Origin of the sequence: Cribrihabitans marinus (assembly GCF_900109035.1) — a bacterium.
GTDB lineage: Bacteria > Pseudomonadota > Alphaproteobacteria > Rhodobacterales > Rhodobacteraceae > Cribrihabitans > Cribrihabitans marinus.
Window position 1 is genome coordinate 41,199 of the sequence record NZ_FNYD01000004.1, and the last position, 21,421, is coordinate 62,619.

The 21,421-nt window shown below is 66.8% G+C and carries 20 protein-coding genes and 1 other RNA gene; 8 read left to right on the plus strand and 13 right to left on the minus strand.

Features of this window, described 5'->3' with window-relative positions:
• Positions 1-4 precede the first annotated feature (4 nt).
• On the minus strand, positions 5-1,942 hold the full coding sequence (locus tag BMX57_RS07390; RefSeq protein WP_092364481.1) for an extracellular solute-binding protein: 1,938 nt from the start codon (positions 1,940-1,942) through the stop codon (positions 5-7).
• A 205-nt stretch (positions 1,943-2,147) separates the two neighbouring features.
• Positions 2,148-3,311, minus strand: a complete 1,164-nt coding sequence (locus BMX57_RS21055) for a c-type cytochrome (protein WP_308419730.1) — start codon at positions 3,309-3,311, stop codon at positions 2,148-2,150.
• 108 nt (positions 3,312-3,419) lie between these two features.
• Here BMX57_RS21055 and BMX57_RS07400 point away from each other — a divergent pair, with 108 nt between their 5' ends.
• Positions 3,420-4,253, plus strand: a complete 834-nt coding sequence (locus BMX57_RS07400) for a prephenate dehydratase (protein WP_092364487.1) — start codon at positions 3,420-3,422, stop codon at positions 4,251-4,253.
• Between the two features lie 6 nt (positions 4,254-4,259).
• Here BMX57_RS07400 and BMX57_RS07405 read toward each other — a convergent pair whose 3' ends face one another.
• Positions 4,260-4,727 (minus strand): SRPBCC family protein, encoded by a 468-nt coding sequence (locus BMX57_RS07405; RefSeq protein WP_092364490.1) that lies wholly within the window; start codon positions 4,725-4,727, stop codon positions 4,260-4,262.
• A 38-nt stretch (positions 4,728-4,765) separates the two neighbouring features.
• Entirely contained in the window at positions 4,766-5,740 is a 975-nt protein-coding gene (gene nudC, locus BMX57_RS07410; protein ID WP_092364493.1) for an NAD(+) diphosphatase, read from the minus strand.
• Between the two features lie 191 nt (positions 5,741-5,931).
• On the opposite strand from nudC, the gene BMX57_RS07415 reads away from it, so the two are divergent.
• Together BMX57_RS07415 and ffs are read left to right on the plus strand one after the other, a co-directional pair.
• Positions 5,932-7,851: a 5'-nucleotidase C-terminal domain-containing protein gene (locus tag BMX57_RS07415; protein ID WP_177175414.1), complete on the plus strand. Its 1,920-nt coding sequence runs from the start codon at positions 5,932-5,934 to the stop codon at positions 7,849-7,851.
• A gap of 51 nt (positions 7,852-7,902) precedes the next feature.
• Positions 7,903-8,001: signal recognition particle sRNA small type (ffs, locus tag BMX57_RS07420), an RNA gene on the plus strand.
• Positions 8,002-8,017: 16 nt separating this feature from the next.
• Here the strand turns inward: ffs and BMX57_RS07425 are convergent.
• A complete protein-coding gene (locus BMX57_RS07425) occupies positions 8,018-9,202 on the minus strand; it encodes a Zn-dependent hydrolase (protein WP_092364497.1) in 1,185 nt (394 codons plus the stop codon).
• 136 nt (positions 9,203-9,338) lie between these two features.
• Between BMX57_RS07425 and BMX57_RS07430 the strand changes: the two genes are divergently transcribed.
• Genes BMX57_RS07430 through BMX57_RS07440 form a run of 3 tightly spaced genes read left to right on the plus strand, consistent with a single transcriptional unit; the run spans position 9,339 to position 12,209 of the window.
• On the plus strand, positions 9,339-9,989 hold the full coding sequence (locus BMX57_RS07430) for a histidine phosphatase family protein (RefSeq protein WP_092364500.1): 651 nt from the start codon (positions 9,339-9,341) through the stop codon (positions 9,987-9,989).
• A gap of 24 nt (positions 9,990-10,013) precedes the next feature.
• Positions 10,014-11,063 carry a saccharopine dehydrogenase gene (locus tag BMX57_RS07435; RefSeq protein WP_092364502.1) on the plus strand — a complete coding sequence of 350 codons (1,050 nt, stop codon included), beginning with the start codon at positions 10,014-10,016 and terminating at the stop codon, positions 11,061-11,063.
• Positions 11,064-11,066: 3 nt separating this feature from the next.
• The gene (locus BMX57_RS07440) at positions 11,067-12,209 is read left to right on the plus strand and encodes a saccharopine dehydrogenase family protein (protein ID WP_092364505.1); all 1,143 of its coding nucleotides are present in this window, start codon (positions 11,067-11,069) and stop codon (positions 12,207-12,209) included.
• A gap of 86 nt (positions 12,210-12,295) precedes the next feature.
• Here BMX57_RS07440 and BMX57_RS07445 read toward each other — a convergent pair whose 3' ends face one another.
• The 6 genes from BMX57_RS07445 to BMX57_RS07470 all read right to left on the minus strand — a co-directional run bounded on the left by BMX57_RS07445 (position 12,296) and on the right by BMX57_RS07470 (position 17,336).
• Complete coding sequence (locus BMX57_RS07445) at positions 12,296-12,613, minus strand: DUF3775 domain-containing protein (RefSeq protein ID WP_092364508.1); 318 nt, start codon at positions 12,611-12,613, stop codon at positions 12,296-12,298.
• Positions 12,614-12,681: 68 nt separating this feature from the next.
• Positions 12,682-13,419, minus strand: a complete 738-nt coding sequence (locus tag BMX57_RS07450) for an SDR family NAD(P)-dependent oxidoreductase (RefSeq protein ID WP_092364511.1) — start codon at positions 13,417-13,419, stop codon at positions 12,682-12,684.
• Positions 13,416-14,033: a DUF3833 family protein gene (locus BMX57_RS07455; protein ID WP_092364514.1), complete on the minus strand. Its 618-nt coding sequence runs from the start codon at positions 14,031-14,033 to the stop codon at positions 13,416-13,418. Before BMX57_RS07455 ends, BMX57_RS07450 begins: the two co-directional genes overlap by 4 nt.
• Before the next feature lie 2 nt (positions 14,034-14,035).
• Entirely contained in the window at positions 14,036-15,283 is a 1,248-nt protein-coding gene (locus BMX57_RS07460) for an MFS transporter (RefSeq protein ID WP_092364517.1), read from the minus strand.
• Positions 15,280-16,041, minus strand: a complete 762-nt coding sequence (locus BMX57_RS07465; RefSeq protein ID WP_092364520.1) for a DUF1365 domain-containing protein — start codon at positions 16,039-16,041, stop codon at positions 15,280-15,282. The genes BMX57_RS07460 and BMX57_RS07465 overlap by 4 nt, the downstream gene beginning before the upstream one ends.
• Positions 16,038-17,336 (minus strand): NAD(P)/FAD-dependent oxidoreductase, encoded by a 1,299-nt coding sequence (locus BMX57_RS07470; protein WP_092364523.1) that lies wholly within the window; start codon positions 17,334-17,336, stop codon positions 16,038-16,040. The genes BMX57_RS07465 and BMX57_RS07470 overlap by 4 nt, the downstream gene beginning before the upstream one ends.
• Before the next feature lie 277 nt (positions 17,337-17,613).
• Between BMX57_RS07470 and BMX57_RS07475 the strand changes: the two genes are divergently transcribed.
• The gene (locus BMX57_RS07475) at positions 17,614-18,120 is read left to right on the plus strand and encodes a sigma-70 family RNA polymerase sigma factor (RefSeq protein WP_188569642.1); all 507 of its coding nucleotides are present in this window, start codon (positions 17,614-17,616) and stop codon (positions 18,118-18,120) included.
• A gap of 10 nt (positions 18,121-18,130) precedes the next feature.
• Positions 18,131-18,784, plus strand: a complete 654-nt coding sequence (locus BMX57_RS07480; RefSeq protein WP_092364528.1) for a ChrR family anti-sigma-E factor — start codon at positions 18,131-18,133, stop codon at positions 18,782-18,784.
• Here BMX57_RS07480 and BMX57_RS07485 read toward each other — a convergent pair.
• Together BMX57_RS07485 and BMX57_RS07490 are read right to left on the minus strand one after the other, a co-directional pair.
• Positions 18,738-20,084, minus strand: a complete 1,347-nt coding sequence (locus tag BMX57_RS07485) for an adenylate/guanylate cyclase domain-containing protein (RefSeq protein WP_092364531.1) — start codon at positions 20,082-20,084, stop codon at positions 18,738-18,740. The two genes, BMX57_RS07480 and BMX57_RS07485, sit on opposite strands and share 47 nt — an antisense overlap.
• 60 nt (positions 20,085-20,144) lie before the next feature.
• Positions 20,145-21,386 carry a DNA recombination protein RmuC gene (locus BMX57_RS07490; protein WP_092364534.1) on the minus strand — a complete coding sequence of 414 codons (1,242 nt, stop codon included), beginning with the start codon at positions 21,384-21,386 and terminating at the stop codon, positions 20,145-20,147.
• Between the last annotated feature and the right edge of the window lie 35 nt (positions 21,387-21,421).

A 21,421-nucleotide genomic window follows, 5' to 3' on the forward strand; every position in this document is an offset into this window, starting at 1 on the left:
TCTCTTACCTCACTGCGCCGGCGGCTTTGAGCGCCTGGTATTTTTCCTCGTTGAACCACCAGAAATCCAGGTAACCCACCGCAAACTTTGGCAGGTCTTCGGGACGTTCGTACATATCGTAGTAGGCGACCCAGTTTTCGGCGATATAGCCGGCCGGGATCTGGATGCGCAGATGGCGCAATGCCCGGTCCAGCGCCATCAGCGACGCGATCTCTTCCTCGCGCGACGTGGTGTCCAGCGCCCCTTCGATGATCGCGTCGATCAGCGGGCTTTGCAGCGATTGCGGGTTGTAGGAGGACACCACCGCACTTTCCGATCCATAGGCCTGTTTCAGGCCGGTTCCCGCCGTCAGGAACGTCTGGTTGCGGAAATACATCATGTCCCAGTCCTTGTCATAGAACCGCTGGGCATACTGGGCGCTGTCCACCTTCTCGACCGTCACGTCGACACCGAAGTTCTTCAGGTTGTCGACATAGGTGGTCACCACCGCCTCGACGGTCGGAGAGGTGGAGGCCGAGATCATCAGCTTGAACTGCATCGGGTTGCCGTCCGCATCACGCAGCTTGCCGCCCGAACTGACGGTCCAGCCCGCCTCCTGGAACAATTTCAGGGCGCGGCGCTTGTTGCGGCGGTCGACCACCCGTTCGGGGTCGGAACTGTGCGCGCGAACAGCCTCCTGGGTGAAGATTTCCGCCGGGACGACATCGCCCAGCGATTCCAGGAACGTCTTCTCCAGCCCCTCGGGCACGCCCTTGGCCTCGATCTCGGTGTTTTCGACGAAGGAATGGCGCTGCGTGGTCAGTCCGTATTCCAGCGAGGCGGAACTCCACTCGAAATTGTAGGCCAGGCCCAGCGCTTCGCGGATGCGGATGTCGGTGAAGGGCTCGCGCAGCAGGTTGAAGACGAACCCGGTCGGCGTCGGCGGGGTCAGATCGGGCAGCGCCTCGCGCTTGGCCGTACCCTTCTGCATCGCCGGGAAGTCATAGCCGGTGGCCCATTTCCGGGCGCTCCCTTCGGCGCGGAACGTATAGATCCCGGCCTTGAACGCCTCGAACTCGGCGGCATCGTCCGAGAAATACTCCACCCGCACCCGTTCGAAATTGTGCCGGCCCTTGTTGATCGGCAGGTGCCATCCCCAATAGTCGGGATTGCGCTTGTAGATGATGAACCGGTTGATCTCGAAATCCTCGACCACGTAGGGGCCGCTGCCCATCGGGGTCTTGAGGCTCTGCTTGTCCAGCCGCTCGCCGGTTTCCTCGTACCAGGCCTTGGAAAAGACCGGCGTGCCACCGACCTGGCTGATCAGCGACCGGCGCGAGATGCCGTCGGCGAAGTTGTAGCGGATGGTGTGGTCGTCGATGATCTCGTAGCCGGTGATCCGCTCCTTGACCGCGCGGGCATAGCTGCGGATGCCCTGTTCCAGGAACAGGTCATGGGTAAAGGCGGCGTCATGGGCGGTCAGCGGTGTGCCATCGGCAAAGCGCGCCTCGGGCCGCATGTGGAAAACGCACCATTGCTTGCTCTTGGGATACTCGACCGCCTCGGCAATCAGGCAATAGCCCTCGGTCACCGAATCCGCTGGCGTCGGGGTGCCGAACGGGCCATCGCCGAACATGCTCTCGGCGATCAGCCCGGAATAGAGCCCGGCCTTGCCCTGCCAGTTGAACCGGTTCATCCCGTCGAATGTGCCCAGCGTGCCGACCGAGATCTCGCCGCCCACAGGAGCATCGGGATTGACATAGTCGAAATGCGTGTAGTCGGCAGGGTATTTCAGATCCCCGAAGAAGGAATAGCCATGCGCCCGGATGATATCGTCCTCACCGGCCAGAGCCAGGCTCGAGACCGATCCGCTGGCCGCCGCGAGCGCGCCCGCCCCCATGAACTTGAGCGTTGTTCTGCGATCCACCGCCAAACGGTCACCTTTGAAGGGTAGTCTTGTCATGCCGGCCGCTCCCGATGTTGTCTGGATCACGTCTGAACGTGGTTCACACACGCTAGTTTGCCAGTGCGCCGATGTTCAAGTTGAGAATTCGTGAAGGCGGGATGAAGTCGGGCGCGAACCGGACCGCAACGCGGATCCGCCGGACATGAAAAAGCCGTCGCGCGGACGCGACGGCTTGGATCTGTCGGGCCTTCCGGTGCGTCGATCAGTCGTCGATGCTGTCAAGATAGGCGATGACGTCGGTGCGGTCCTCTTCCTTGCGCAGGCCGGAAAAGGTCATCTTGGTGCCCGGCGCAAAATCGCGCGGCTTGGTCAGATAGGCATCCAGCCGCTCGGGCGTCCAGGTGCCGCCAAGCTCGATCAGGGCGTCGGAATAGTTGACGCCTTCGACCGAGGCCACCTCACGGCCGACGACACCGTAGAGATGCGGGCCAACCAGGTTCTTGCCCTCTTCCAGCTTGTGGCAGGCCGCGCATTTCTTGTAGACCTTGGCGCCGTTTTCGATGTCGCCGGAAACCGCCGCGGTTTCGGTCGCCGCGGGGGCTTCCTCTTCGGTCGCGGCAGCCTCGTCGGTTGCCTCGGGCTCCTCGGTCGCGGCTGGCTCTTCCGTCGCCTCGGATTCCTCGGTCGCGCCCGACTCTTCGGTTGCGGCCGGTTCTTCCGTGGCGTCCGATCCCTCATCGGCCGCCGGTTCCTCGGTTGCCTCGGTCTCTTCAGCCGCCGCATCCCCACCTCCGGGCGCTTCGGTCTCTTCCGTCGCCTCGGCATCTTCGGGGGCCGCCGACCCGTCGGCCGCTTCGGCGCCTTCCGCAGGCTCCTCCTCGGCTGCCGCCTCGATCACATAGGGCGAGTCCGAGTTTTCATTCAGATAGGCGATCAGGTTCACACGGTCGTCCTGCTTCTTGAGCCCCGCAAAGCTCATCGAGGTGCCCGGAACGACGTCGCTCGGCTTGGCCAGGAAGGCATCCAGCTGCTCAGGCGTCCACTCGCCCTCATGGCTCGCCATCGCGTCGGAATAGCCAAACCCATCGGCCGCCGCGACTTCCCGGCCCACGACGCCGTAGAGATAGGGGCCGGTTCCGTTCGCGCCCTTTTCGAGCTTGTGACAGGCCGAGCACTTCTTGAAGACGCGCTCGCCCTTTGCGGGGTCAGCAGAGGCCATGAGTTCGGCGAAACTCACTTCCGGCTCGTCTTCGGCCTCGTCGCCACCATCGGCCACCTCGATCACGTAGGAGGGTTCGCCATCGGCCTCCACGTGATAAATGGACTCGGCCGCCCACTTGGCCAGGAGAAGCGCCAGAAGGGCACCACACAGGGCCGCTGCGGCCTTGGTAACTGTCATCGTGTCGAACATTGATCGCTTGTCCATTTCCGCTGTCTGCGCGGGTGTCTAAGGCTTCCCCTTGCAAGAGGCAAGGTATAGACACCGCGACCAATCGACCAAAACGCAATCTTCTTGCAGGGAAACCGAAAAAAGATGACCGGACGTATCGCATTCCAGGGGGAACCCGGCGCCTACAGTCACGAGGCCTGCCGCACGGCCCGCCCCGAAATGGAGGCCCTGCCCTGCCGAACCTTCGAGGACGTGATCGAGGCGGTGCGGGACGGCAGGGCCGAACTGGCGATGCTGCCGGTCGAGAACACCACCTATGGGCGCGTGGCCGACATCCACCGGCTGCTGCCCCATAGCGGTCTTCACATCGTGGACGAGGCCTTTGTCCGGGTGCATATCAACCTGCTTGCCGTGCCCGGCGCCAGGCTTGCCGACGTGACCGAGGCGCATTCGCACCTGGTGCTGCTGCCGCAATGCGCGGGGTTCCTGAAGGAGCATGGCATCGTGGGGCGCGTCAGCCCCGACAATGCCCGCGCCGCGCGCGAGATCGCCGAACGCGCCGACCCGCGCGTGGCCGCGCTGGCCAGCGAACTGGCCGGCGAGATCTATGGGCTGGAGGTCCTGGCACGCCATATCGAGGACCACGGCAACAACACGACCCGCTTTCTGGTCATGTCGCGCGAAGTCGACGAATCGCGGCGCGGCGACCACGGCATGATCACCTCCTTCGTGTTCCAGGTGCGCAATATCCCCGCGGCGCTCTACAAGGCGATGGGCGGCTTCGCGACCAATGGCGTGAACATGACCAAGCTGGAGAGCTACATGGTCGACGGCTCGTTCACCGCGACGCAGTTCTATGCCGACATCGAGGGGCATCCCGACGACGCGAACGTCAAGCTGGCAATGGACGAACTCTCCTACTTCACCGCCGAGCTGGAGATCCTGGGCGTCTACCCGGCAGCGCGCGAACGCGGCTGACGCGGCTCAGACGCGGCCGGGATTCCGCGCCTCGACATCCTTGGCGAACTGCTCCAGCTTCAGGCGGAGCCTTTGCATCAGCGACTTGCGGCCCAGTTTCAGGGACTGCAGGAACAGCCGCGCCGTGAGGGTCCTGGCCCGCAGGTCGACATCGACCCCCAAGCGGGTGCGGCGCGGCGACAGTGCCAGCAACTCCAGGTTGACGACCCCCTCCAGCCCGCCCGACAGCGACTCGAACCGCATCAGCGAAGGCGGCTCATAGCGCGCCAGCCTTGTGTGGACCTCGCGTATGCGCCCGCGCGCCTCGAACCGGGATTCCCATTCCAGTCCTGCACTGTTCGTGGCACCGCCGGATCGGCGCTGCACCTCGATGCCCCGCCGGATCGCCGACCGTTCGTGCTGATCGAAGCGGGACAGGATATCGAAAACGTCGCCGATCGGCGCCTCGATGTCCTCCCTGGCGGAAAACTTCATGCGTCATTGCCCTGCCGTGACCGGGGCGGAGTGTCGCCTCAATCCAGCCGGTCCGCAAGCCAGTTCTCCAGCAGGAAATGCGCGATCGCACCCTTGCGCGCGGGCTTGATCTGCACGTGCTCGCCGGCGAAGACCTGCATCATCTCGCTGCGCGACAGCCACAGGGCATCCTCGATCTCGGTCGGATCCATGCGGATCTCGCGCGACAGGGCCTCGCCCCGGCATCCCAGCATCAGCGACGACGGAAAGGGCCAGGGTTGGCTGGCCAGGTAGCTGACCTCACCGACCGGCACGCTGGCCTCCTCCATCACCTCGCGCCGGACCGCCGCCTCGACGGTCTCGCCCGGTTCGACGAACCCCGCGAGCAACGAGAACATCCCCTCGGGCCATCCCGGAGATCGACCCAGCAGCACCGAGTCGCCATGCGTGATCAGCATGATGACCACCGGGTCGGTCCGTGGGAAATGCTGCGCGCCGCAGCTGGGGCACCCGCGTTGCCATCCCGCCTGTGCAACCGCGCTGCGGGCGCCGCAACAGGCGCAGAAACCGTGGGTGTGATGCCAGCCCAGGATCGCCTTGGCCGTGGCGGCCAGCTCCGCCTCGTGCGTTGACAGGCGGGTCATCATCCGGCGCAGCTCGGCAAAGGCATGGCCATCCGGCAGGTTCGGGTGCTGTTGTTCGCTTGGGTCGGTGAACTGGCCCAGCGCCGACAGATCCTGCCCATCCGGTTGCCAGTACGAGATATCGGCGGCAAAGATCGGCGCGCCATCGCTTTCGCGCCCCAGAAAGACCAGCATCTCCGATCCCGCCAGCACGGCATCGTCCAGGGAAACCCGAAGCAGGCGCAGTTCCGTCTGCCCCGACGCCGTGACGGCCGGCTTGCCGCGCCAAACCAGGATGCACCGGGCCCCGGGCTGCGCCCGCAACTCTTGCTGGGCCTCGGACGAGCCCCGCAGATGCGCCGCCCGATCCAGACCGTGACCGCCGAATGTCACCTGTTCCGCGTGCCTCATTCCGTCCCGACCCCCTTTGCCGTGGCAACAGGGCTGCCACGGTCGCCCGGCCCGGACAATGCCCAATCGTCACCAACCGCGTCCCGTATGCTTCACTTCAGCGCGTTTCCCGGGAAATTTCGGTTTTTCGCTGGTGCCATTCGCCACTCTCGACGAGATTCAACCCTGGGGAGAGTGGGGGCAGTACCGTGATGAACGTTGCATCGACAGAAACCGCCGGCGGGCATCCGGTGGAGATCCCGCCTCGGGGCGCACAGGCGCGATTGCGGATTCTGGCGACGACGGATCTGCACATGAACCTGTCCGGCCACGACTATTACAGCGAGCGGTCGAATCCGGGCGTCGGTCTCGCCCGCACCGGCACGCTGATCCGGGCGGCCCGACGCGAAGCCTGGGCCGAGGGCGCCACGGTCCTGCTGTTCGACAATGGCGACAGCCTGCAAGGTGCGCCGCTCGATCATCACATCCTGTCCACGCCGACCGATCGTCACCCGCTGCTGAAGAGTTTTGGCGTGCTCGGCTATGACGCGATCGGATTGGGCAATCACGATTTCGATTTCGGCCTCGACCGTCTGAACGCGGTGCTCCGGGCAGCGCCCTGCCCCGCCATCTGCTCGAATCTCGAATTGCCGGGCACACAAGCCGCCTGGCACGACCGGCTGGTGATCGAGCGCGAGACTCTCAGCCAAGGCCGCCACCATACGCTGCGGGTCGGCGTGTTGTCGGTGTTGCCGCCACAGACCTTGCGGTGGAACGCACACGTCCTGCCCGACCACATGCGCGCATCCGACATCCTGTGCGCGGTACGCAGAACCGCCCGCCAGTTGAAACGCGAGGGATGCCAGATCGTCGTGGCGCTGGCCCATACCGGCCTCGGCCCGTCCACCCATCGTCCGAACCTGGAGAACGCCCTGATCCCGCTCTGCTCGCTGGGCGAGATCGACGCGGTGATCGCCGGGCACACGCACCTGTTGTTGCCGGACCCATCGGGAACGGACCACGCGCAGGTCGATCCGGTGCGCGGCCGGGTGCACGGCAAACCGGTGGTCATGCCGGGGTCGGCCGGCTCGCACCTCGGAATCATCGACCTCGAGTTGCGTGCCGACGGCGCAGGCGGATGGGACTGCGCCGACAACCGCGTCGAGCTACGCCCGGTCGCGATGCGTGGGCCGGTTGGCCGGCTGACCGAACTGGCCCCGGAAGCGCCCGACATCCTGCGCGCGATTGCCGGCAGCCACGCGGCCACCCGCCGCCGGATGCAAGAACCCGCGGGCCGGAGCCGGGTGCCGTTGCACAGCTATTTCTCGTTCTGCGCCCCCGACCGGTCCCTTGCCCTCGTCGCCGAGGCCCAGATGCGCGCGATCCGCCCCTATCTGAACGGTACACGCGCCGAGGGCCTGCCGGTGCTGGCGGCCGTCGCGCCGGCCAAGTTCGGCGGCCGCGCGGGGCCCATGTCCTATTCGGACGTTCCGGCGGGTGCCCTGTCGCGGCGCCATGTGGCCGACCTCTACCCCTTCGCCAACGAGTTGCGGGCGGTCATCGTGACCGGCGCCGCGCTGTGCGACTGGCTGGAAATGTCGGCAGGGCTGTTCGCGCGGGTCCGGTCCGGCACCACGGAGGGGCCGCTCGCGAACCGGGACTGGCCGGGGTTCAACTTCGACGTGATCCACGGCGTCACCTGGCAGGTGGACCCGTCTGCCCCGGCGGCGTTCTTTCCCGACGGCACACGGATCAAGGGCGGTCCCGGCCGGATCCGCGATTTGCGCCGGTGCGGCGAACCGGTCGAGCCCGATCAGCGCTTTGTCGTGGCCACCAACAATTACCGCCTGAACGGCGGCGGGCATTTCCGCGCCCTGGCCCGGTCCGAGGAGATTCCGCTTCCCCGGCTCGGAATCGGCGACCTCCTGCAGCGCGAGCTTGGCAGGGGGCCGGTCACCGATCCCTTCCTCCGATTGCCTGTTCCGTGGCGCTTCGTTCCGCTGCCCGGCACCCAGGTCACATTGCGCACCGGCCCCGGCGCGCGGGACCATCTCGACGACCTGGCCGGCCTGTTTCTGGCCGATGACGGCCTTGACGCGGCCGGTTTCGCGCGGCTCCGGATCGGCCTGTAACCGCCCGGTCTTCGACTTGCACACCGGTCGCAGGCGTCCTATATCGGCGCTTGAGAGGCTGGCGCGGGCGAGCGCCTCGCCAAACTGGTCAGGTCCGGAAGGAAGCAGCCACAACGAGCCCCGCTTGGGTCGCTGTCCAGCCTCTCACTTTCCCGATCTTCGGACCCTAGGGCAGCCCGTCCACCGCGCGCGCCAGAACGTCCAGCCCGGCCACCAGGTCCCCTTCGTCGGTATCCTCCTCGAAGGCATGGCTGATCCCGCCGATGGACGGCACGAACAGCATCGCCACCGGCATGCACCGCGCCAGGTTGGCCGCATCGTGCAGCGCGCCGGAAGGCATCCGTCGCCAGCGGCCGGGCGCGACCTGCTCAGCCGCCGACTCAAGCGCCGCGCGCAGATCGCCGTCCATCGCTACCGGCTCGATCCCCAGCATCGGACCAAAGGCCAGTTCCATCCCCGCCTCGCCGGCGATTTCAGCCGCGGTCTCTCGCACGATCTCCTCCATGCGCGACAGGCGGTCGGCATCGCCGTCCCGCCACTGCATCGAGAAGGTCGCACGCCCCGGCACGATGGAGGAGGCGTTGGGATGCAGCGCCACATGCCCGATGGTCCAGACCGTCTGGGGCGTGACCACGTTGCGCAACCGGTCGGCCAGCCGCATGTTGAACAGGCTCAGCGCCTGGAATGCGTCGCGGCGCAGGGCCATGGGCGTGGTTCCGGCGTGATTCTGCTGCCCGGTGAAAGTGATGTTCATGTCGCGGATTCCCACGATGTCTGAGACCACCCCGATCCGATCATCCGACATGTCCAGTGCCGGCCCCTGCTCGATATGCATCTCGAGGAAGCCGCCAAACCGGCCTGGATCGACGAAATCGCCGGCCAGATGCGCCATCCGCCCGCGCGCCTCGGCCAGCGACAGGCCGGTGTGATCGGTCAGGTCATCCGCCTTGTCCAGCGGCAGCGCCCCGCTCCAGATCGCCGAACCGGTCGTGACCCCGAAGCGGCCTTCCTCGTCCTGAAAGCTGACGACCGAGACCGGCCGCGCGCTGGCCCGCGCCACCTCCAGCGCGGCCACCACGCCCAGCGCGCCGTCCAGCCAGCCGCCCTCGGGCTGGCTGTCGCTGTGCGAGCCAAGCAGGAGGGACGGCCCGTCGGCCAGGCCGAAGAGATTGCCCACCGGATCGAAATGCGGCGTCAGCCCGGCCTCGCGCATCCGCTCGGCCAGCCACGCGCGCGCCGCGATATCGGCATCCGAATAAGCCGGTCGCACGACCCCCTTGCCCACGCCCGCCGCGCCGAATTCGCGCAGCCTGTGCAAATCCCGCAGAAATCGCGCTCCGTCGATTGCCATGTCAGACCTCCCTTTCCGGTGCCGGAGGATACTGCGGCGCACGCGCTCCGCAAGCGGCCGGACCCCTGGGTCGGAAAAACGTCACTGGCGCCGGCCGCGCGGCTTGCCTAAAACCCGTCGGAAAGGAGCGTTCGCCATGTCCCACATCACCCTGATCCGGCACGGACAGGCCAACACCGAGGCCCGCGACGAAATCAGCTATGACCGGCTCAGCCCGCTGGGACACCGGCAATCGGCATGGCTGGGCGCGCATCTGCGCGAGACCGGATCCAGCCATCCGCGCGTCTATTGCGGCACGCTGACCCGGCATGTCGAAACCGCCGCCAGCATGGGCCTGCCCGATCCGATCCGCGATCCGCGCCTGAACGAAGTGGCCTATTTCACGCTGGCGCAGCTCTACGAGGACCAGCACGGCGTACCGATCCCCACCGACCGCGAAGGCTTCATCGTGCATCTGCCGCGCACCTTCGGCGCCTGGCAGCGCGACGAGATCGCCGGCGCGCCCGAAAGCTTCGAGGCGTTCGAGACCCGCGTTTCCGAGGCGTTGCAGGAGATCGCCGGCGGCGCGGGTCCGGCCATCGTCGTGACCTCGGGCGGTCTGATCTCGATGGCGATGCGGCGGGCGATGGGCCTTGGCGTGCCGGCCATGGCGCGCGTCGCTCTTGCCATCATGAACACGTCGATGCACCGCCTGTTCCCGATTGGCGAACACATGACTCCGGTGCTGTTCAACGCCGTCCCGCATCTCGAGGCGCCCGACCGCCAGTTCGCCCAGACCCATCTTTGATCCCTTCCGGAACAGGAGCGCCACATGACACATCTCTGGGTTCGCGCCGAGCAACGCGCCAACGAGGATCGGGTCGGGCTGGCCCCGGACGGCGCGCGCCGGCTGCGCGCGTCGGGATATCGCGTCACGGTCGAGGACAGCGGCAGCCGCGTCATTCCAACGGATGCCTATGCCGACGCAGGCTGCGAGATCGCGCCCGAAGGCTCCTGGCCCGACGCGCCGGGCGACGCGATCGTCTTCGGCCTCAAGGAGTTGCCCGAGGACGGTACGCCGCTGCGCCACCGCCACATCATGTTCGGCCACGCCTTCAAGGGCCAGCATTCCGGCCGCGCCCTGCTGGAGCGGTTCAAGGCCGGCGGCGGCGCCCTCTACGACCTGGAGTACCTCACCGACGCGGAGGGCCGCAGGGTCGCCGCCTTCGGCTACTGGGCCGGCTATGCCGGCGCCGCGGTCAGCCTGATGGCCTGGGCGGCGCAGCGGCGCGGCGACACCTGCGGGCCGGTCGGCGCCTATCCGGACAAGGGTGCGATGCTGGCCGAACTGGGCACTGCATTGGGTCATACGCAGCGCCCGACCGCCATCGTGATCGGGGCGCTGGGCCGCGTGGGGACCGGCGCGGCGGATCTGTGCCGGGCGCTGGGCGTCGAGGTGACCGCCTGGGACATGGCCGAAACCGCAAGCGGCGGGCCGTTCCCGGAGATCCTCGACCATGACATGTTCCTGAACTGCATCTTCGCCCGCCCCGGCACGCCGGTCTTCGTGCCACGCGCGGCCTTGGGCGCGGCGCGGCGCCTGTCGGTGGTCGGCGATGTCGCCTGTGACCCCGACAGCGACTACAACCCGGTGCCGGTCTATGACCAGGCGACCACCTGGGACCGGCCGGTGGTGCGGGTCGCCGAGAACCCGGTGCTGGACGTGATGGCGATCGACAACCTGCCCTCGATGCTTCCGCTGGAAAGCTCCGGGGATTTCGCCGCGCAGCTTCTGCCGTCGCTGCTGGCGCTCGACGACATCGACGCCGGCGTCTGGGCGCGGGCCCGGGCAGTATTCGATGACCACATAGCGAGGATCTGAGCGATGACCATTCACTGGTGCGGCACCGGCCTTTCGGCCATCCCCGGCCTGCGCCGCCTGATCGAGGCGGACCATGACGTGACCGTCTGGAACCGGACGCCCGACAAGGCGCAAGAGGCGGTGGGCGACCTGACCGACCGGATCCGCGCCTTCGATCCCGACGCGCTCGGGGCCGACCTCGCCCCGGGCGATGTCGTGGTGTCGATGCTGCCGGGCGACTGGCACGTCCCGCTGGCTGGACTGGCGATCGACAAGGGCGCGCATTTCGTCTCGTCCTCCTACATCTCCCCCGAGATGCGCGCGCTCGACGACAAGGCCCGCGCGGCCGGGGTCGCCCTGGTCAACGAGGTCGGGCTGGACCCCGGCATCGACCACCTGATGGCCCATGCCCTGGTGGCCGCCTACCGCGCCAGCGACGCCTTTGCCGCCGACAACCACATCAGCTTCACCTCCTATTGCGGCGGTGTGCCCAAGATCCCCAACCCATTCCGCTACAAGTTCAGCTGGTCGCCCTTGGGCGTGCTCAAGGCGCTGCGCTCGCCGTCGCGGTCGATCCGGGACTATTCCGAGCTTCGCATCGAGCGCCCCTGGGACGCGATCACCAGCTATGACGCGCCGTTGCCCGTGCCGGAACGCTTCGAGGTCTATCCGAACCGCGATTCCATCCCCTTCATGGCCGAATACGGCTTTGAAGACGGCTGGCCGGTGCGCGAGTTCGTGCGCGGCACCCTGCGCCTCAACGGCTGGGCCGACGCCTGGAAGGACGTGTTCGCCGAGGTGGAAACGCTGACCGGCCCCGAGGGCGAGGCCCGGCTGAAGGAGATGTCCAACCGGTTCTGGGCCGAAAACGCCTATGACGCGGGCGAACCGGACCGGGTGGTGCTCTGCGTCTCGCTGCGCGCGGACCGCGATGGCACGGCGGTCTGGCACCGGACCTACGTGATGGACGCCTGGGGCGACGCGCGCGGCAGCGCGATGGCGCGGCTGGTCTCGGTCCCGGTGTCGCTTGCGGTCGAGGCGGTGATGGCGCGGGCCATCCCGGCCGGTGTTCACGCCGCGCCCGCCGATCCGAAACTGGTGACCGGCTGGATGCGCGAGGTCGACCGTCTGGCACAGCATCTTCAGCTGGTCGACCACCTGGCCTGAGCCCGGCCCCGGGACTTCATCTTTTTCGAAATACTCCGGGGAGTCTGAGGGGCTGGCCCCTCAATCCCCAACCGGGGAGCCGCGCCTCACATCAGGTCGTTCTCGACATCCTCGGCCGAGATCCCCAGCGCATCCAGCCCGTTCTCCAGATGGTCGGACAGGTGCGGCGTGCCCAGCAGATAATCGGCGCAGGGGGTCGAGGCCTCGGACTTGGCCGTCGCAATCGCCTCGGCCAGGTCTTCGCGAAAGAAGCTCTCGCGCCCGATCCACATGATCGCCACCAGCTCGGCCTGTTCGTCCTCACTCATCCGGTCGATGAAGGCGCGCAGCTCGCCCTCGGCCCGGCCCAGTTCGCGACCCATCATCGCCACCTGAGCCACTTTCCGCGCTGAAATCTCCAGCATGTTCCCGTTCTCCTGTCCGCTGTGTCCGGATCCACCAGACACCAGCCCGGGTAACATCGTCTTTGATCTTACGCAAAGAGCCGGTAGTAGAGCCAGTCGGGCAGGAATTGCGCGCCACGGAACACCCGGCTGAACAGCGCCGGGAAGCTGCGCTTGAACTTGGCCGTGCCCATGTGGTCGAACACGATCCGCGCCGCCGGCTCGGGATCCATGATGAACGGCATGGCAAAGTCGTTCTTGTCGGTCAGGCGGGTCCGGATGAAGCCTGGGTTTACCAGCTGGACCTCCACCCCGGTCTTGCGCAGATCGGCATACATGCTCTCGGCAAGCGTCATCACGCCGGCCTTGGAGGCGGAGTAGCCGATGGCGCCGGGCAGGCCGCGAAACCCCGACAGCGACCCGGTAATAACCAGGTGGCCCCGGTCGCGCGCCACCATCGCCGGCACGACAGCGCCCATCACCCGCATAAGCCCGGTGAAATTCACGTCGGCCATCGCGTTGGCCTTGTCGAAATCCCAATCCTGGGTCGCCATCGGCCAGTAGACCCCCGCCAGGTAGACGACGCCATCCACCTCGCCCACCTCCTCGGCCGCGTGCCGCACGGCATCGGCATCGGCATCGGTCACGTCAAGCGCCACGACCTCGCAGCGGCCCGGCAGGCGCCCGGCCAGGTCCCGCAACCGGTCGGCCGAGCGCGCCGACAGTACCAGGCTGACGCCCGCGCGGCTCATCACCTCGGCCAGCGCGGCGCCCAGCCCCTCGCTTGCCCCGATCAGCCAATAGCGTTTGCCCGACCACTCCCTCACGCGGCGTTCCTCTTCTCCGCAGCCTTGGTTTTCTCGGCGGCTTTCTCGGCGGCTTTCTCGTCGGGGCGCATCGTGGCGACCAGTTCGGCCACCTGGATCCCGAATTTCCGGAATTGCGAGCGGTTCACGATGGTGCCCGCCGGCGTCAGATACATCCAGTCGACCACGTCGAGAACGTGGGACCCCGCGCTTTCCGGCAGCCTGATGCGGTATTTCAGCTGCACGGCGGGGCCACGCTGCCAGCCTCTTGCGGTTCCGATCACGTCAGACGCGGTCGCGGTGATGCGGCCGTCCTCGGACAGGAACAGCGACCATTCCCGATCCTGGATCGTGCCGCTGTCATACTGGAAATGCTCTTTCATCACACCCGAATCGCCGCTCCACCGGGCCTCGAATCGGCCGACGAAGCGCGAGGTCACGCGCCCGGTCGGGCCATAGATCACCCCGTCGCACAGGATCGGCCCGTTCAGGTGCCGGCGCAGGTCGAATTGCGGCCCGTCCCGCGTGGCATAGTCATCCGGCGTCTGAGCCGTGAACGACAGAAACCGCCGCTTGAGCCAGAGCGCCGCCAACGTGGCGAGCGCGCCCAGGGTCGCAAACACAATGAGATCCATGATCAATCATCCTCCAGATCGGTCGCGGCCAGCAGCGCCAGCGCGAGCAGTTTCAGGCCGCAGGGCACCGCCGCGTAAAACAGCGAGAGCGTCCAGAGCGCCGCGGCGTCGTTGTCGGAGCCTGCGCGGAACCCGGCGGCCTCGAGCGCCGGCAGCAGCACGATCGCGGCAAAGGCCAGAGTGGACTTCGACACGAAGGACCACAGGCCGAACCCCTCGGCCGCGGCCGGTGCCACGCGCTCCATCCGCCGCGCGAACATCGCCGGCAGCAGCGTCATGTCGGCCCCGAGCGTGGCCCCGGACAGCACGCAGATGATGCCGAACGCCACGACATCGCCGGCACCCAGAGTCACGGCGAAGCCGAATGCCAGGATCGAGAGCACCATGCCGCAGATCAGCGTGCGCTTGGTGCCGAACCGCTCGGCCACACGGCCCCAGGCAGGTGCCGCCGCCGCCGCGGAAAGGAAGAACAGCAACAGAAGCGGTCCCGCGCTGTCCGGGGCAAGCAGCCGGCTTTCGACGAAGAACAGGAACAGGGTCGAGGACACCGCGACCGGCGCGGCGTTCAGGAAGGCGATCAGCAGCAGCCTGCGCGCCACGCGGTCCCGCACCACGGGGCCGAACCCGGCCGAGGGCGGCACCGGCGACGGCGCCCATTCGCCGCGCATCGCCAGCCAGGAAATGACCGCCAGCCCCGCGAACAGGGCCGCGAAGCCTGCGAAAGGGCTGTCCACCGCGCCGGTGAGCAGGACCGGGGCCACCGCCGCCGCGCAAACGCCCAGCAACGCGCCGGTCTCGCGCCAGCGCGCCAGTTGCAGATGCCCGGTCGCGCCCAGATCGCCGGCCTTGGCCACGCCCTGGGCATAGAAACTGATGGTCAGAAAGCTGAAGGCGGAGAACACCAGCGTCAGCATCGCGGCGAACCACAGCAGCGGAGAGATCGGCGGCACAACCGCGAACAGGCCCAGCATCGCCCCGGCCAGAACCGCCACCGCCACGCCGGCGGCCAGGCCGCGGCGGTGGCGCAGGCGTTCGGACAGGTGCCCCAGCAGGGGGTCCTGCACCACGTCCAGAAGGCGCAGCCCGAACAGGACCGCGCCCAGCGCCGCCAGGCTGACCCCATAGGCGTCGACATAGAATTTCGGCGCGTGGATATAGAGCGGCAGGCCCGCCGCCGCCAGAAGCGCTGCAAACAGCGCATAGGCAGGCAAGCCCGGTACGGCGCGGATATGGGCGGCGAGTACGCTCATCCCCGGCTCACATCCGGCTGCCGCGGGGCCGGTTCGCGCCGGAAGGTCGCGCCGCGAAGCCACAGCTTGACTGCCTGCCAGTGGATCAGGGCCATCACGCGGCGCGCGCCGAACGGCCGGCGCAGCGCGGCGCGCAGGATCCCACCTGTGGTCAGCGCCTGGCGACGCCCGGTCAGCGTGGCGATCAACCCGCCCCGCGCGCGTCCATAGTCGATCCAGACACCCACGCGGTCGCCGGTCAGATCGAACCGGAACGTGTAATCGCCCTCGCGCGGCTGGAACGGCGAAACGTGCAGTTGCTTGCTGGCGGTCAGCCGGTCGGATGGGCCGATCGGCGACAGGTCAGGCTTGTGGCAAAGATAGCTGTGCCGCGTGCCGAAAGTGTTGGTGACCTCGGCAACCACGGCATAAAGCCGGTCTCGCTCGTCATGACAGAACCAGAAACTGACCGGGTTGAACACGTATCCCATCACCCGCGGCTGGGCCAGCAGCGACAGTCGCGCGGGCTGCGGCAACTGGAACCGCCGGAACTGCTCGCGCAGCCAGGTCGCGCCGCTGCCCTTGCCCGGCGGCCCGCCGTGATCGGCCGGGCGAAAGCTCATCAGATTGGCCCGATCCCACGAGAACAGGGCCGGCCCCGAAGCCGGCGCTTCGGGATCGACCAGCACATAGTCGATGGAATAGCGGAACCCGTTTCGAACCGCCCCCTTGCGCCCGTGGTAAGTATGGGCCGGGATATGGTCGATCGCTCCGCTCATTCCGCGGGCACGCCGGCCGTATCCAGGCGGTCGATCGCCCGGGCCACGTCGATGCCGCTGGCCAGCCCGTCCTCGTGAAACCCGTTGCGCATCCAGGCGCCGCAGAACCAGGTGCCCGCGCGTCCGTTGCAGGCCGCGATCCGCGCCTGCGCCTCAAGCGCCGGGCCGTCATAGACCGGATGCCGGAAGGTGGTCTGGTCATAGATCAGTTCCTCGCGGATGCGGCGGCGCGAGTTGAGGGTCACGAACATCGGATCGTCCCGCGGAATCGGCTGCAAAGAGTTCATCCAATAGGTCAGGTCGATCCGGTCGGAGGCTGCGTTGGTCTCCTCGGTATGGTTCCAGCTGGCCCAGCATTTCTTGCGCAGGGGCATCACCGACGGATCGGCATGAAGAACCGCGTCATTCGGCTGATAGCGGATCGCACCGAGGTTGCGGCGTTCCTCAGGCGTGGCGTCGGCCAGCAGCGACAGCGTGTCGTCGGCATGGGTGGCCAGGACAACCTCGTCGAACTGCTCCCACGCGCCGCCGCGCACCCGCACCTGCGGGCCGGCCGAACCCCGGCGCACCCCGGCGATGGGCGCGCCCAGGCGCATCTGCACGCCCTTGCCGCGCATCGCCTGCTCAAGCCGGCGGACATATTCGACCGATCCGCCCTGAACGGTGAACCATTGATGCTGTCCGGCATAACCCAAAAGCGCATGGTTCTCGAAAAACCGGATCATCGCCCAGGCCGGGAAATCCAGGATCTTCTCCTTCGGCGTGGACCAGATCGCCCCCGAGAACGGCTCGAGGTAATACTTGCGGAACCACTCGCCGGTGCCGAGACGGGCCAGCAATTCGCGCACGGTAATTGTCTGGTCATGCGCGAAGCGCGCGGCATGCGCGTTGAAGTGAAACAGGTCCCGCACCAGCCGGACAAAGCCCGGCCGCACGAAATTCCGACGCTGCGCGAACATGGCGTCGGCGCTGTGAAGCGCGTATTCGATACGCCCTCCCTTGGCGGATACACCGAAACTCATGTCGCTGGGGGCCACCGGAACATCCAGCTTGACGAACAGCTCGATCAGATGCGGATAGGTCGCCCGGTTGAACACGATAAACCCGGTGTCGACGGGTTGATCCCCGTTCCGGCCGGCCATCACGGTTCGGGCATGCCCGCCCAGCCTGGGTTCCGCCTCGAAGAGCGTGACGCAGTGCGCGTCCGACAGCGCATTTGCAGCGCCCATCCCCGATATGCCGCCCCCGATCACGGCAATCTTGCGGGGCATTCCCCCCAGCTGTTCGAAAGGCATGTCTTGTTTTTCTCCGCCTGCATTCCGTTCTTATTGATCTTACGGTGCGAAATTCCGACCGGATGAAAAGAAAATCATTTGCGCCTGCGGTGATCCGACTTGGGTTCGGACACGTAACAGGCATATGTTCACCGAAATTGATACGGCGGGATACCATGGGCCGGAAGCCGAAGCTGCGCCATGCAAAGCGTCGAGGACCACGCGGAGAAAGGCCGGAACAATCGCGGTGAACGTGAAGAAGACTGGTTCGAACGAACCGAAAGAATGGGTCGCCGAAATGCGGCTGATCCGTGAGGCGCGGGACAAATCGGCGTTTGCCGCCCTGTTCCAGCACTTTGCCCCGCGGATCAAATCGTTCCTCATCCGGTCCGGGTCCGACCCTGTCATGGCCGAGGAATGTGCGCAGGAGGTGATGGTGACCGTCTGGCACAAGGCGCATCAGTTCGATGCGTCCCGCGCCTCGGTCGCAACGTGGGTGTTCACGATCGCCCGCAACCGCAGGATCGATCTGCTTCGCAAGGAGCGTCGACCCGAACCGGAGGAATTGCCGTGGGGCCCGGAGGCCGAGCCGGAACAGGCCGACATCCTGGTCCTGCAACAGGAAACCGCGCATCTGCGCACGGCGCTCAAGGCACTGCCGGACGCACAGCGCGAACTGATCGAGAAGGCGTATTTCGGCGACCTCAGCCACCGCGAGATCGCCGAACAGACGGGTCTGCCGCTGGGAACGATCAAATCGAGGATTAGATTGGCACTAGACCGCCTGCGCCACGCGATGAAGTGAATGGACGAACATGACTGAGACGATCAAACACCACCTGACGGATGCCCTGCTGATGGGCTATTCCGCCGGCGCCCTGCCCGAGGCGATGAACCTGATGGTCGCGACACACCTGTCGCTCTGCGACACCTGTCGCGCCCAGATGGAAAGCTTCGACATCCTGGGCGGCTGCTTGCTGGAGGACAACACCGACGCTGTTGCGATGGATGCCGGTGCGCTGGATGCGACACTGGCCATGCTCGAGGATGGCGAGGACGTGCCGGCGCGGCAGATCCGAGCGTCCGAAGGGGTGTTTCCCGGCCCGCTGCAGGACTATGTCGGCGGCGATCTCGACTCGGTCCGGTGGAAGCCGATCGGGATGGGGGTGCGGCAGGCGATCCTGCCGACCTCGGGCACGGCCAGTGCGCGCCTTTTGTATATCCCGGCCGGCGCGGCGGTGCCGGATCACGGCCACCAGGGCATCGAACTGACGATGGTGCTTCAAGGGGCGTTTTCGGACGAGGTGGACCGGTTCGCCCGTGGCGACGTGGAGGTGGCCGATGAGGATCTGGAACACACCCCGGTTGCCGATATCTCCGAGGACTGCATCTGCCTGGCCGTGACCGATGCGCCGCTGCGCTTCAAGAGCTGGATCCCGAGACTGGCGCAGCCGTTCCTGCGGATCTGAGCGGAGCATCCTTCGCCACGCCGGACAGGGCCAACGCGCCCGTCCGGCCGCGCACCTCGATCGGCTCCAGGTCGATAAATCCCAGCGACCCGGCTTCGGCTTTTGCCGTAGCGATCAGGTCGCGGGAGGCGATCACATCCATCTCCATCTCGCGGGTCAGCGATTCCAGTCGGGCCGCGATGTTCACGGCATCACCAAACACCGAGTATTCCAGCCGGTTTGCATCGCCGACGACACCGCGAAACACCTCGCCCCAGTGCATCCCGATCCCGACACGGACGGGCGCGTCTCCGCGCATCGTCCGCGCCTTGCTCCAATCCGCGATGTCGGCGCGCAGCATCAGGCCGCAATCCAGGCAGCGCCTTGCGGCCCCGTCTCCCTCGAACACGATCAGCACGGCATCGCCCATGAACTTGTCGATGATGCCCCGTGTCTTCTCGGCGGCCGCCGACACCCGGCGGCGGTAATCCGAAACGAATTCCGAGACCTTTTCGGGCGGCATTTCTTGCGTCATGCCGGTGAACCCGCGGATATCGACGAAAAGCAGCCCGACCTCCTGCCGTGACCCGCGTTGCAGCGCCGCCAGCCCCACCTCGCCCAGATCGTCCGCAAGCTGGGCCGGCAAGTAGCGCGTGAGGTTCGCGCGCGACCGGGCGTCGCGAATCGACCGGAGCAGCAACCGCCGCACACGGCGCGCGGCGGTCACCAGGACGATCCCGGCCAGCGCGATCATCGCCAGGCGCATGACATTGGGCGGCAGCGACAGGAAGAGGTCGAGCGTTTCGCGCCGCCCCTGCTGACCGCTCTCCGCGCCACCGATGGCCAGCAGGGCGAGCCCGAGACACAGCACCGCAACGGTGAACGCCATCACCCAGGGATCGCCCCGGATCACCGCAAAGGCCAGGACCAGCGGCACCAGCCACGCCGACGGAAAGACGAAGATCGCGCCCGGCTCCAGCCCGGTGTTCATCAGGCTCAGCCAAAGGCCGGACAGGACAAAGAGGGTGTCGGCGGTTGCCACGACCCAGACGCCCCACATCCGGAACAGCCCGCGCGCCGACAGGATCCAGGTCAGCAAGCCCAGCAGGAAATACCCCATCATCGTGCTGCCGGCGAAGGCCCATTGGCGCAGCAGGACGGGTTCCTGCAACGCATCAGCCGGCTTGACCGCAACCAGAAAGAACAGCCCCAGCCCCAACGCCACGAACATGCGCAGGCCCGACAGCAGCCGCTCGGCGTCGAGCGCCGCCTGGCGCATCAGGGCGTCGACTTCGCCGACGGGCTCGGTCTGGTCGGTCATGGCGGCCCCGCGGGCTGTATCACGTGCGTATGGAACGGATCGGCCTTCGGTTTCCGGCGCTCAGGCCTCGCCCCGGCTCAGCGGCACGATACGCGCCTCCTCGTCGTCGGGGGCCAGTTCCTCGAAGTCGAAATTGTCCAGCCTCTGGGCCCGACGGCCGGCCTTGTCGGCGCTGATCTTGATCTCCGAGATATCCTTGGACGCCTGCGAGAAATGCCGGTCGAGATTGCCGACCCGGTCGCCCAGCCGCTCGACATCCTTGTGCAGCAGCCCCAGTTCCTTGCGGATATGGCCGGCCTGCTCGCGCATCCGCGCGTCCTTGAGAATGGCGCGCATGGTGTTGAGCGTGGCCATGCAGGTCGTCGGCGACACGATCCAGACCCGTGCGGCGAACCCTTCGCGCACGACCTCGGGGAAATTGGCGTGCAACTCGGCATAGACCGCCTCGGAGGGCAGGAACAGCAGTGCGCCATCCGCGGTCTCGCCATCAATGATGTATTTCTCGGCAATCGCCTTGATATGCGCCCGCAGCGCGCCGCGCAGCAAGCGGGCGGCCTCGGTCACTTGCGCCTGGGTCTCGGCCTTGCGCAACGCCTCATAGGCCTCCAGCGGGAACTTGCTGTCGATCACGATCGGCCCCGGAGGATTCGGCAGATGCACCAGGCAATCCGCGCGCTTGCCGTTCGAAAGCGTGTGCTGCAGCGCATAGCTGTCCGGCGGTAGGGCCTTGGACACGATGTCGTTCAGCTGGATCTCGCCAAAGGCGCCCCGGGTCTGCTTGTTCGACAGGATGTCCTGCAGCGACAGCACGTCGCCCGAAAGCTTGGTGATGTTGTCCTGCGCCTTGTCGATTGTCGCCAGCCGTTCCTGCAACTGGGTCAGCGAGGTCGCGGTCTGCTTGGAGGAGCCGTGCAGGGTTTCCTTCATCCGCTCCTGCATCTCGGTCAGAGCCCGGTTCTGGCGCATCATGTTGTCGGCCAGGCGGTCGTTCATCTGCTGCTGCACCGAGGACAGGCGCGATTCGACGGTCTGGATCACCTGCACCTGCGCATTGGCCTGCGTCTCGGACACCGATTGCAGGCCGCCGCGCAGCTGCTCCTGCCCCTGTCCCAGCTGCTGCACGTTCTGGCCCAGCATCGTGACCTGCTGCACCAGCGGCCCGGTCATGCGGGCCGAGCTGCGCGCCGCGTTCAGGGCCATGAACAGCATCAGAAGGATCAGCAGAACAACGCCTGCCGCCACCAGCCCCCCGATCACCAGCGGGTCGTCCAGCGCGTAAGTCTGTCCTGCAATCTCGATCATGCCCGCACCTTCGTTCACGTTTTGTCTCATACCTA

Excerpts from the sequence above, each read along its gene's own strand:
- BMX57_RS07390 (WP_092364481.1), bottom strand. The coding sequence starts at position 1,942 with ATGACAAGACTACCCTTCAAAGGTGACCGTTTGGCGGTGGATCGCAGA.
- BMX57_RS21055 (WP_308419730.1), bottom strand. The coding sequence starts at position 3,311 with ATGGACAAGCGATCAATGTTCGACACGATGACAGTTACCAAGGCCGCA.
- BMX57_RS07400 (WP_092364487.1), top strand. The coding sequence starts at position 3,420 with ATGACCGGACGTATCGCATTCCAGGGGGAACCCGGCGCCTACAGTCAC.
- BMX57_RS07405 (WP_092364490.1), bottom strand. The coding sequence starts at position 4,727 with ATGAAGTTTTCCGCCAGGGAGGACATCGAGGCGCCGATCGGCGACGTT.
- nudC (WP_092364493.1), bottom strand. The coding sequence starts at position 5,740 with ATGAGGCACGCGGAACAGGTGACATTCGGCGGTCACGGTCTGGATCGG.
- BMX57_RS07415 (WP_177175414.1), top strand. The coding sequence starts at position 5,932 with ATGAACGTTGCATCGACAGAAACCGCCGGCGGGCATCCGGTGGAGATC.
- BMX57_RS07425 (WP_092364497.1), bottom strand. The coding sequence starts at position 9,202 with ATGGCAATCGACGGAGCGCGATTTCTGCGGGATTTGCACAGGCTGCGC.
- BMX57_RS07430 (WP_092364500.1), top strand. The coding sequence starts at position 9,339 with ATGTCCCACATCACCCTGATCCGGCACGGACAGGCCAACACCGAGGCC.
- BMX57_RS07435 (WP_092364502.1), top strand. The coding sequence starts at position 10,014 with ATGACACATCTCTGGGTTCGCGCCGAGCAACGCGCCAACGAGGATCGG.
- BMX57_RS07440 (WP_092364505.1), top strand. The coding sequence starts at position 11,067 with ATGACCATTCACTGGTGCGGCACCGGCCTTTCGGCCATCCCCGGCCTG.
- BMX57_RS07445 (WP_092364508.1), bottom strand. The coding sequence starts at position 12,613 with ATGCTGGAGATTTCAGCGCGGAAAGTGGCTCAGGTGGCGATGATGGGT.
- BMX57_RS07455 (WP_092364514.1), bottom strand. The coding sequence starts at position 14,033 with ATGGATCTCATTGTGTTTGCGACCCTGGGCGCGCTCGCCACGTTGGCG.
- BMX57_RS07460 (WP_092364517.1), bottom strand. The coding sequence starts at position 15,283 with ATGAGCGTACTCGCCGCCCATATCCGCGCCGTACCGGGCTTGCCTGCC.
- BMX57_RS07465 (WP_092364520.1), bottom strand. The coding sequence starts at position 16,041 with ATGAGCGGAGCGATCGACCATATCCCGGCCCATACTTACCACGGGCGC.
- BMX57_RS07470 (WP_092364523.1), bottom strand. The coding sequence starts at position 17,336 with ATGCCTTTCGAACAGCTGGGGGGAATGCCCCGCAAGATTGCCGTGATC.
- BMX57_RS07475 (WP_188569642.1), top strand. The coding sequence starts at position 17,614 with ATGCGGCTGATCCGTGAGGCGCGGGACAAATCGGCGTTTGCCGCCCTG.
- BMX57_RS07480 (WP_092364528.1), top strand. The coding sequence starts at position 18,131 with ATGACTGAGACGATCAAACACCACCTGACGGATGCCCTGCTGATGGGC.
- BMX57_RS07485 (WP_092364531.1), bottom strand. The coding sequence starts at position 20,084 with ATGACCGACCAGACCGAGCCCGTCGGCGAAGTCGACGCCCTGATGCGC.
- BMX57_RS07490 (WP_092364534.1), bottom strand. The coding sequence starts at position 21,386 with ATGATCGAGATTGCAGGACAGACTTACGCGCTGGACGACCCGCTGGTG.